At 37.1% G+C, this 11,949-nt stretch carries 3 protein-coding genes; all 3 read left to right on the plus strand.

The genetic code is table 11. From position 1 onward, the window contains the following. Positions 1 to 194 precede the first annotated feature (194 nt). The 3 genes from NPX36_RS07285 (at position 195) to pdhA (ending at position 11,946) form a co-directional block, all read left to right on the plus strand. Positions 195 to 6,194 (plus strand): Ig-like domain-containing protein, encoded by a 6,000-nt coding sequence (locus tag NPX36_RS07285; RefSeq protein ID WP_257498075.1) that lies wholly within the window; start codon positions 195 to 197, stop codon positions 6,192 to 6,194. A gap of 61 nt (positions 6,195 to 6,255) precedes the next feature. Next, positions 6,256 to 10,752 carry an Ig-like domain-containing protein gene (locus tag NPX36_RS07290; RefSeq protein ID WP_257498076.1) on the plus strand — a complete coding sequence of 1,499 codons (4,497 nt, stop codon included), beginning with the start codon at positions 6,256 to 6,258 and terminating at the stop codon, positions 10,750 to 10,752. A 195-nt stretch (positions 10,753 to 10,947) separates the two neighbouring features. Beyond that, a complete protein-coding gene (gene pdhA / locus NPX36_RS07295) occupies positions 10,948 to 11,946 on the plus strand; it encodes a pyruvate dehydrogenase (acetyl-transferring) E1 component subunit alpha (protein ID WP_257498077.1) in 999 nt (332 codons plus the stop codon). Positions 11,947 to 11,949 lie beyond the last annotated feature (3 nt).

The raw sequence follows: 11,949 nt of genomic DNA on the forward strand, positions 1-11,949 counted from the left end.
TTATTTCGGTTGATGATTATACTACAAACCCGCTTTAATTAAGGCGGGTTTTGTTATTTATATAATTTTTTACAAATAATTATTTTAATGTAATTGTGTTAAAAGTTAAAAAAAATACAATTAAGTATTAAAGAATTAAAAAAAAATAATTAAGTTTATCGTTCAAATGACTAATTGTAAATATAGTATAATTTATGAAAAAAATTACACAATTATCCAGGTTTAAAGTGCGGTGGTTAACCACTAAGACCTTGATATTAATGTTACTCGGTATGTTTTTGCCGAACCTTCAGGTTCAAGGTCAGACTTATTGTACACCTGCTTACTCAACAGGTTGTAGTTTTGGCGATGATTTGAACACTGTTATTATAAATGGTCACGGTACTTCAGTACTTAGCGACTTAAATACAGGTTGTACAAATACCACAGCTACAGGATATTCCAATAAGACGAGTGTTTTTACGGCTGTAGATTTAATGCAGTCGCAAACCTATCAAGTGCAATTAAATACCACTTATAGTTTTCCTTCTTCAGAGTTGGTAAGTATTTGGATTGATTTTGACGATGATGGTACTTTCAACAATACAACAGAAAAATTGTTGTCTGATTTGCCAATGGTTCAAAGTCCTTCTTTAGCTACTGGTAACATTACCATTCCGGTAAACGCAGCAACAGGTATTCATAGAATGCGTGTACGTTTAGTATATGGCTCTTCTGGAGGGTTTAATGCTTGTGGATCTGCCTCATGGGGTGAAACGCATGATTATAATGTAAATATTCTGTCTTTACCTGCATGTTCAGGAACACCAACAGCTGGTACAGCTTCTGCCACTTCGCGTAGTTGTAACAGTCAACCTTTTACCCTTTCTGTGACAGGTGCTACAGTTGCAGGTAATATGACTTATATTTGGCAAAGTGCTTCTTCAGCAACAGGTCCGTGGACAAATATTAACAATGCAAATGGTTTGTCGCATACAGTAACAAACCAAACAGCTAATACGTATTACCGTTTTGTAGCTACTTGTAACACTAGTGGGGGGACATCCAACTCAAATGTCGTTTTAGTTTCTCAGGTTGCTGCTGTTACAGCCAATTTCTTTGAAGGGTTTGAAACGACTCCAACAGGTTCTTCTAATAACAATACTGTTCCGGTGTGTTGGACTTACCTTTTTGGTAATGGTTCTGGTTATGGATATGTTAGTACATCAGCTGCAAGAAACGGTTCTAAAGGTTTTTATACATATCCTTATAATAATACCGAATTCTTTTTAATTTCACCAGAAACAGTAAATTTAGGAAACGGTACAAAGCAGCTTCGTTTCTCAGTAAATCTTCCTTTTTCAGGATATATAGGGACAAAAGTGGAAGTATATAGTATGAATGGTACTACTTCAACTGCTACTAAAACTTTAATTCAAAGTATTCCGCTAACAGCAACTGGGTGGATTGAGTATATTGTTCCTTTACCGGCTACGACCGATGATTATTTTGCATTTTCATTTTACGGACCAGCAAGTCAATATCCAAATATCTACTTAGATGATGTTTATTACGAAGACTTGTCTCCATGTATTTTCCCTATGAACTTGCAAGCGGCAAATATTACCCAAACATCGGCTACTATTTTATGGGATGCATCATTGGCAGCAGGGGTAACAGGTTATGAATATGAAATTCGTACATCAGGTGCTGCTGGTTCAGGCGCAACTGGATTGGTTCAAACAGGCACCGTAAATGCGCCGACAACTTCTGTTAATATTTCAGGGTTAGATCATTCTACAAGTTATACGGTATATATACGCAGTAAATGTGGAACCACAGATGGACTTTGGACATCATTCCCTATTAAATTCAACACTTTATGTGGCGTGATAACTGGTTCATTCTTTGAAGGTTTTGAAAATGCAGATATAGGTGCTTTTAATAATAACACTGTTCCAAATTGTTGGACATACATTAAAACAGGACCAACTTTGAATTATCCTAATGGTTATGTTGCTACAACAGGGCCTAAAACCGGATCAAAACATTTTTACACCTATAGAGCATCTAGCCATGCGGGTGAATCGTTACTTGTTTCACCTGAGACCGATAATTTAGGTAATGGAACCAAACGTTTACGTTTCTCAGCTCGTATGTATTTCACAGGTAGTTATGGTGAAAAATTGAGTATTTACAGTATGGATGGAAATACAGCAAGTGCAACAAAAACATTGATTAAAACCGTTAATGTTTCGTCAACTGCATACAATGAATATATTGTTTATTTACCGATAAATACTACAGACGATTACTTTGCATTTAGCTTTGATGAAGAAAATATGACAAAATACATCTTTATAGATGATATTTATTACGAAGATGCACCAAGCTGTAGACCAATTGAAGAGAGTACTATTACAATTTCGAATGTAAGCAAAAACTCATTTGATGTTTCTTGGCAGGATATATACAACCTGAACCAAATGGCTTACGAAGTGGAAGTGCGCACAAGTGGCAATCCAGGAACACCAGGAGCAATTTATAGCACGGTAACAGCTGTTGGTGTAACCAATATTACTGTACCTGGATTAGCACCTTCAACAGACTATACAGTTTATGTACGTGCGGTATGTTCGGCAACAGATCAAAGTGTTTGGGCAAAAGGACCATCGGCAACTACTTTGTGTAACTACTCTGACTTTGTAACTTACACGCCTTCGTTGGCATTGTGTGGACCACAAAAAGCGGTGTTAGACGCCACTTTAGTAGATACTACTTTTGAAGCAGCGTGGTTTGACAGCGCAACAGATGTAGAGCCATTATTTGTTGGATCTAATTTTGTTTCGGAAGACGATGTAACGCAAAACAGAAGTTTCTGGTTACGCAGCCAAAAAGTGGTGCCAAATACGCCAATTACAATTGGTACAGGTACATCTTCCTCAACGTCTGAAACATTCTTGTATCATGGATGGGGAGGTATGAAGTTTCAACATATTTATACTGCTAAAGAGTTATCCGCTGCTGGATTAACAGCTGGAAATATTACATCACTAGATTTTAATGTTGTTACTTCAGGTACCTCAAACAGAAATGACTTTAGTATAGCGATGGGGGCTACGACTCAATCATCTGCTACATCATCACATATTGCAAATAGTACCTTAACGCAAGTTTATGCAAATCCTAGTGAAACTTTTGCAGTTGGTACAAAAACATTTACTTTAACCACACCTTATGCATGGGACGGTGTAAGTAATATTGTGGTTCAAATTGTTTGGACTAATCAAAATACAGGTGGAACAAGCGGATCCGTGCGTTACCACACTACTAGTCCAAGTATGACAACTTATAGCTATGCTGATAATAGATCAGCTGCGGACTTTCTAGCAACTATTTCAGGTAGTGTTAGTGGTAGTGGTAGTACTTTAACTAAAACCGCACGTCCAAATATTGTTTTCAAAGGAAACGCAGGCTGTATATCCCCAGCGATAGAAATTCCGGTAACGGTTTCATTAAAACCGGCATTTGAACTTTCCACAGCGAGCATTACCTCATGTGAGGGCGGAGTATCAGATCCTGTAACCATTACCACCAACTTGGGTAACTACGATACATTTGTATGGACACCAAGTGCGGGAGTAAGCGGTGACGCAGTAAATGGTTGGACTTTCGCTACCAACGTGGAACAAGAATATGTATTATCTGCTACACAATCAAACGGTATTTGTGAGCACATTAAAACAGTTCGCGTATATGCAGGTAAAAAACCGGAAGCATTAACCACATTAGCTAGTTCTTACGACATTTGTAAAAACGAAATTCAAGAGTTAGAAGCTTTAGAAAGCATACCTGCTATGGCATCAATAGGTAGTAAATTAACTACCACAGCTGCAACAAGCGAAGTGTCTGCTTTTGTACAAAGTGCAATGTACTCTAAACAACAATATATTTATACGGCAGCAGAATTGATTGCACAAGGTGTAAATACATCAGGATATATTAACAGCTTGTCATTTGAAACCATTAATTCAGGAGCAAGTTTTAGCAACCCAATGTACACTGTGAAAATGATGTTAACACCAAATGCTACATTTGGTACGACTAACTTTGCTACGGGTAATTTATCAACCGTATATTCAGAAGTGAATCATACACACACCTTCCAAGGTATGCAAACTATACAGTTTGACAGTCCTTTCTATTGGGATGGACAATCAAACATATTGGTAGAAATCACCCAAGAAGGTATGGGTTCAGGTAACAACGCACAAACCTATTTTACAACCACACCAGGTTCCAATGTAGGTATGTATGCAACAAGTGCTACTGATCCAAACCCTACTGCAGGAACACGTACAACCGATCGTTTAGATGTTCAATTTGGTTTAGAACAATCAAGCGTAACATGGTCGCCAATAAACAATTTATATGTGGATGCGGCAGCAACTGTTCCATACACAGCAGGTACAAATGCTTTAACGGTTTACACCACATCGGGTGTAGCCATGAATCAAGTGTATAATGCATTGTTAACAGCACCATCGGGTTGTGAAACCACAAAAGCAATTACCATAAACGTAGCAGACGTGGTTACTCCAGTGGTACAAAATCAAACTTTTTGTCAGGCAACACCGGTAAGTAATGTAGTTGTAACAGGTGGTGCAAATGCAACTTTTGAATTTTATAGTTCAGCAACAGCAACAACACCTATCACCAACATTACCCAAACAGGTACGTACTATGTAGAAGCAACCCAAGGTAATTGTAAATCGGTACGTGTGCCATTTACAGCAACGGTAACACCATTGGCACTGCCAACTGCGCAATTTACACAAGTAGTTTGTGGCGGCGGAACAGTATCAGCCTTAATGGCTTCAGGTGTAAGCGGCTCTCAAATCAGATGGTATAGTTCAGCAACATCTACTACTCCATTGGCATCTACCACTCCGTTGGTTGATAACACCACTTATTATGCTTCGCAAATGTTAGGAGCATGTGAGTCAGGTAGAATAGCTGTATTGGTTGATATTAACGCGGCACCAGCATCATTAACACCACAAACCATTTCAATATGTGGTACGTTAAATTACGGTAACGTTAATTTAAATCAAATACCGGGTGCAGAATTAGTATGGTATCCATCAGCTACTTCTACAACACCAATACCAAACAATGGACAAATAGTAAACGGAACCTATTATGTTTCTCAACGTGTAAACGGATGTGAATCATTACGTGTTCAGGTTATTGCAACTTCTCAAGGAAGTGTTCCGGCACCAACTGCAACAATCCAGAATATTTGTGGAGCAGGTACAGTAGCGCAATTAAATGCACAAATTTTACCAAATGCAACAGCAGAGTGGTATAGTAATGCAACAGCGGTAACACCATTGGCAGCCAATACGCCATTAACAAATGGAACTTACTATGTTTCTCAAAGAGTAGGCAACTGCGTATCGGTAAAAGTGCCAGTAGCAGTTCGTTTAATAAGTACAGCTGCTCCGGCAGTAGCTCCAATAACATTATGTGCGGGCTCTACAGTAGGAAGTATCACCTTACCAACACCATCAGGAGTATCTTACAGATGGTATGTAAACAGTACTTCAACAGTAGTTTTACCATCAACAGATGTTTTACAATCGGGGTATTACTTTGTGACACGCGTTGAAAACGGATGTGAGTCAGCACGTACACAAGTTCAAATCACCATCAATAGCAGACCAAACAGCCCAACAGGTGCATCGCCTCAAACATTTAACGATACAGACAATGCACAAATAAGCAGTTTGATTATGACCCAGCCAAATGTGGTTTGGTATGCAACATACGATGATGCTATGAAAGGATTAAACCCATTGAACCAAAATATGCCATTGGTTGATCAAACAACTTATTACGCAGTAATTATTGGTTCGAACGGATGTCCAAGTTTACCAACCCCTATAGAAGTTCGTATTTTATTAGGAGTAAACGATTTTGATTTAAGTAAATTAAATTACTATCCAAACCCAGTAAACGATCAGTTAACCATCACTTACAGTGAAGTAATCACCAATGTGGAAGTATTTGATTTGAATGGACGATTGGTAATGAAAAATAGTTTTGATAAAGAAACAGTTCAATTAGATTTTAGCAGATTAAGTTCAGGAACTTATATGTTGAATGTTAAAACTAAGGAAAACAGCCAATTTATTAAAATTGTAAAAAAATAGTTTTAAATTAGCCAAAGGGCATTTCTGCCCTTGGCTAAATTTATCATTAAAATATAATAATATGATGAGAAAGTATTTAATAATTCTAACATTGTTGTTGCCTTTCATTAATTGGGCCCAACCAATTTCTCCAAATCCTTATGTAAAGGATTGGGAAAATACTACCCAACTTGGTTGGACACAAGTTGTGGGCGCTTTCAATGTGACACCAGAAGCACCTTGTCAAGGGTTAAATTCGATAAGAGCAAAAGTACAAGGTGTCGGTACTTTGAGTAAAGCTGTTCTAAGATCCCCTAGTTTGGGAATAACTTCAGGAGCACTTATAACATTTTCGTACGACTATAAATGGTTGGCTGATAATGGAAATATAAGCGGTAATCCCATTGGGGCTACACTAAATAGTATTAACCTAGAATGGCAGTGGGCAAGTAATCAAGGTGGTCCTTGGTATACCTTTGATGTTGTTGATAGTAATAATCATACTGTCTCAGCTTTTTGTACGACAAGGACAGTTACTTTTTCTGGATATTCTGGTAAAGATTTATATTTAAGAGTAAGTATAACAAATAAATCAGCAAATGGAAACAATTACTTGTATATTGATAATATAAATGCAACCGAAGATTTAGTTCCGCCAACTTGCTATATGCCTTTAAATGTTCGGGTTATAGATAAAACAGATTCAAGTTTTGAGGTGCGTTGGGAAAACCCAACAGGACAAAGTGCTTCATCTATTGATTGGGAGGTTCGAACTTCAGGTTTACCTGGTTCTGGACCTAATGGTTTAATAGGAAGTGGTTCAGAGCCTGGTACATCAACTTCGGTTGATATTGATGCACCTGCTGCAAACCTATCACCTGAAACAGTTTATAAAATCTATTTGAAGACAAGTTGTAGCGCAACAAATGCAAGTTCTTGGATCGGAATAGATGATATTACTTACTGTAATGAATTCGATATCGATACACAGCAAGTAAATGTATGTGGAATTCAAGAAGTAGATTTGGATTATAATGTCCCAGGAACTAAATTTTGGTTTGATGAGGATGATAATCTTGTAGAGCAAGGTGTAAATACATTTACAACTCCTGAAATAACGGAATCTAGAAAGTATGTCGTTTTTTCAGGTACACAAACAACAGCTACTGATCAACAAGAGTTATTGATTGGAAATGGAGTTGCAACAAGTACTACTGTAACACCTCTTACAGGATCCAAAGCAAATAAAGCGCAATATATTTACCTAGCCAGCGAGTTAAAAGGTGCAGGCTTTAACAAGGGCATAATTAAAAATTTTGGTTTTAGAACAGGTTTAACAGCTGGAACATTATTACGCAACAATCTGGCGATTCATATGGGTCATACAAAACTAGAAGAATTCCCGTCAAATGATTTTATACCTACAAATGAATTAAAAATTGCGAAATACGAAGCTAATGAAACACTTGTTGCTGACCAGATAAATTGGTTTAAGCTTGATGAGCCGTTTATTTGGGACGGATATTCTAATATTGTAGTCCAATTTACATATAGTGATATAGCCGGACCAGCTCCTAGCGCAACACCAGTTGTTTGTTCGCCTCTAAACGAGCAAAGAAGTTTGTATAGCGGAAATGCTACATTATCTTTAGCGCAAATGTATGCCGAAGTATCTGGTACTAGAAACACAATTCGCATGAATGGCTATTTTAAAATTATAGATGGTTGTTTTGGAGCGATGAGAACTTATGAACTGAATTTCTCTGATGCACCAACTCTCAACCTTTCTGCTGATATTGTTAATAATTGTTCTGGAAAACCTTTAACAAAATTGTATATTTTAACAGGTGTTAGTGATTATGATACCTATGAGTGGACAACTGTTGATCCAAACGATCCAAATGATCCAGCAAATGATCCAAATGACCCAAATAACCCAGCAAACGCAATTCTTGGTGATGAGAATGTTGGTTGGACTTTCAATACAACGATGAACATGACCTATGTGTTAAGAGCTTCTAATGTAGGTGGGGATAGATGTGTAATTGAAAAAACGGTTTCAGTAGAAAACAATCCTTCTCCTCAAATGTTGCAACTGTTAAATAGTTACAGTCTATGTTTTAATGATATCCAAGAGTTAAAAGTAGATAATTTAGTTAATGAAACACCTATAAGAAATTTATTTAATGGAAACATTAATGGTGTAACTATTAGCAATACCGTATCAGGAGATGCAATTTCTAATGAAACAGCACTTTTTTCTGAAGGTAATGGTAGTTTAAAAATTACACATGCAGCACAAACAAATGCAATTGTTAACTTAGCTACATCAGTGAATATGAATAACCTTAAATCTATCACGGTTGAGTTTGATCATATTGCTGCTTTACAAGCTGGTACAATAAATGTTCAAGATTACGCGTATTTAGAATATACAACTGATAATGGAGCAACTTGGAAACCATTTTTACCGGAGCATTATACTGGTTCTGCTAGTACCACTCTCCCAAAACCTGTTGGTAACACAAGTTTGCAAGCTATGTTCTTTACTAAAACATCTTATGCTGATTGGGTAAGTTTCCAACAAGCAACAATTCCTACTAATACGGCGTGGAAATCTGAGAAGTTTACTGTTCCAGCAGATGATTTTACTGGAGCTGGAACATTCCAAGTTCGCTTTAGAATGGGAGCAGATGGTAATACGCAATTTGCAGGATGGTATATTGATAATGTAAGAATTACACCTATTAGTAATTACCAAGTAACATGGACACCAATTGCTAATTTGTATTATGATCAAAACGCAACAGTTCCTTATGATGGTTTAATTAATACTGGAACACTTTATTTGAAAGGTACAACTAATAGTTTAAATGTGCCATATAAGGTGGAAATTGAAAATCAGTATGGATGTACTGTTGAGAAAAACTTTACAGTTAGTATTGGTTTGAAAGAAGCTCCAGTCGTAAATAATATTACTAGTTGTGGTCCCGTTAATGTAGCTAGTACAAACTTTGGTAAAAATCCAAACGGCGTATTAACATATTATAGTAGTCAAAATTCTAGTTTGCCAATTACTCAAATCACAAATTCTGGCGTATATTATGTTGACCAAGTAATCTCCGGTTGTAAATCTGCAAGAGTGCCGTTTACTGTAGTTATCAATCCACCGGCAACTGTACCTGTGGCACCTGCAAATCAAGCATTCTGCGGATCAGCTACCGTTAGTAATTTAACGTACAACTCTATTAATGGATTAAATATCCAATGGTACACAACTCAAGCAGGAGGAACACCATTAGCAAGTACAACACCAATTAATAACGGCATTTATTATGGTGAGTTTACAAGCGGACCTTGTACTTCATCAGCTCGTGTAGCTGTAAATGTATCAGTGGGAGTTACTCCTTCGGCTATTTCTTTAAGTAATGTATATATATGCGGTACTTCAACAATAGCTAGCATTGCTGTTACATCTTCGCCAGGAGCAACAGTGAATTGGTATCAAAATGTGAATGATGTTACACCGCTCGCGAATTCAACAGTATTAACAACTGGTACCTACTATATTGCACAAAAAATAGGGAACTGTGAGTCTTCTAGATCTGCGGTAGTGGTGTCAACAGTGCAAAACCTGACTATGCCAACAGCAAATACAACGCAAACATTTTGTGGAAACGCAACAGTTGGAAGTTTAATGGCTTCACCAACAACCGTGGGAGCAAATGTTTACTGGTATGGCTTTAGTACATCAGACACACCATTATCTAATACCACACCATTGGTAACAGGTACTTACTACGTGGGTCAGTCAGTTGGTGACTGTGACTCTCCTAAACGTGCTGTGAGTGTTAAGATTTTAAGTGTTAATGCACCGGTCATCAACCCAATTACTATTTGTGGTGATGCTACTGTTTCATCTTTACCTTTAAGTTCTGGTACTGGAATTAGTTATAAAGTATTTGACAATGCATTTGCAACTACAGAAATGGGTCAGAATGATGTAATTACAACAGGTACTTATTACATTTCTAAAATTGATAATGGTTGTGAATCAGCTAAAGCAACAGTTTATATAACTGTAAATGCTCGACCTAATGCTCCAACTGGTAACATCAATCAAACATTCCCTAATTATGCGGAAGTAAAAGATTTAAAAGCAAATGAGCCGAATGTGGTTTGGTTTGATTCGTATAATGATGCAATCAACTTTACAAACCCTTTACCAACTTATCAACCATTACAAGATAACAAAACGTATTACGGAGTGCTTGTTGGACCAGCAAACTGTCCAAGTTTACCACTTCCTGTAAAGGTTAAAATTAGTGTAGGATTAAATGATCTAGACTTAGCGTCATTGAGATACTATCCAAACCCTGTAGATTCAGAGTTGAATATATCTTACAAAGAGGCGATTCAGTCAGTAGAGGTTTACGATTTGTTAGGTAAACAAATCAAAACACAAAAATTTGATGCAAACGATGTGAAGATAGATGTATCTAATCTTTCAGCCGGAACCTATATGATAAAAGTTCATACAAACACCGGTTCACAATTTATTAAAATCATCAAAAAATAAATTTTTCTAAACGAGGGGCAATTGCTCCTCGTTTTTTTAACCCCAAAAGAGGACATCGTTCTGTTTTGGGGTTTAATAATTTTTAGACTTTAACTAAAAATAACTCAATTTATTTTCAGATATACGTTTGTTGTCTTATTTTTGCTTATTGCCAAATTAACAAAATCAGCAATTGGTAATTAATTATCTAACGTTATGAAAGAAATTACTAAAGAAGTATATTTAAAGTGGTATGAAGACATGCAGTTTTGGCGCAAGTTCGAAGATAAATTAGCAGCTTTATACATTCAGCAAAAAGTACGCGGTTTTTTGCACCTATACAATGGGCAGGAAGGAGTTTTGGCTGGTGCCTTACACGCAATGGATTTATCAAAAGATAAAATGATAACTGCATACCGCAACCACGTGCAACCAATTGGCATGGGAGTTGACCCTCGCAGAGTAATGGCCGAACTATTAGGAAAAGCAACCGGAACCTCACAAGGTTTAGGTGGTTCTATGCACATTTTTTCAAAAGAGCATGGTTTTTACGGAGGTCACGGAATTGTAGGTGCACAGATTCCCGTTGGTGCAGGTATGGCGTTTGCAGAAAAATATCTAGAAACCGGCGGTGTATCATTAACTTATTTTGGAGATGGTGCCGCACGTCAAGGATCATTGCACGAAGCATTTAATATGGCAATGCTTTGGAAACTTCCAGTAGTTTTTATCTGTGAGAATAATGGTTATGCAATGGGAACATCAGTTGAGCGTACTGCAAACCATACCGATGTTTGGAAATTAGGTTTAGGATACGAAATGCCTTCTTATGCAGTTGACGGTATGAACCCTGTAAAAGTAGCCGAAGCAATGTTCGATGCTATGGAAAGAGCACGTAGAGGCGAAGGACCAACTTTCTTAGAAATGAAAACCTATCGCTACCGCGGACACTCAATGAGTGATGCGCAACATTACCGCACAAAAGAAGAAGTAGAAGAATACAAAAAAATAGATCCAATTACTCAAGTTTTAAACGTTATTAAAGAGAACAATTGGGCAACCGACGAAGAAATCGAAACAATAGACAATCGCGTACGTGATTTAGTTTCAGAATGTGAAAAATTTGCAGAAGAATCTCCATATCCTGAAACAAACGTAATGTATGATGTAGTTTACGATCAAGAAAATTATCCGTTCATTCCTCATAAATTATAAAAA

The organism is Paenimyroides aestuarii, assembly GCF_024628805.1.
GTDB classification, from domain to species: Bacteria; Bacteroidota; Bacteroidia; order Flavobacteriales; family Flavobacteriaceae; genus Flavobacterium; species Flavobacterium aestuarii_A.

Coding starts and splice junctions, on each gene's coding strand:
- NPX36_RS07285 (WP_257498075.1), top strand. CDS start 195: ATGAAAAAAATTACACAATTATCCAGGTTTAAAGTGCGGTGGTTAACC.
- NPX36_RS07290 (WP_257498076.1), top strand. CDS start 6,256: ATGATGAGAAAGTATTTAATAATTCTAACATTGTTGTTGCCTTTCATT.
- pdhA (WP_257498077.1), top strand. CDS start 10,948: ATGAAAGAAATTACTAAAGAAGTATATTTAAAGTGGTATGAAGACATG.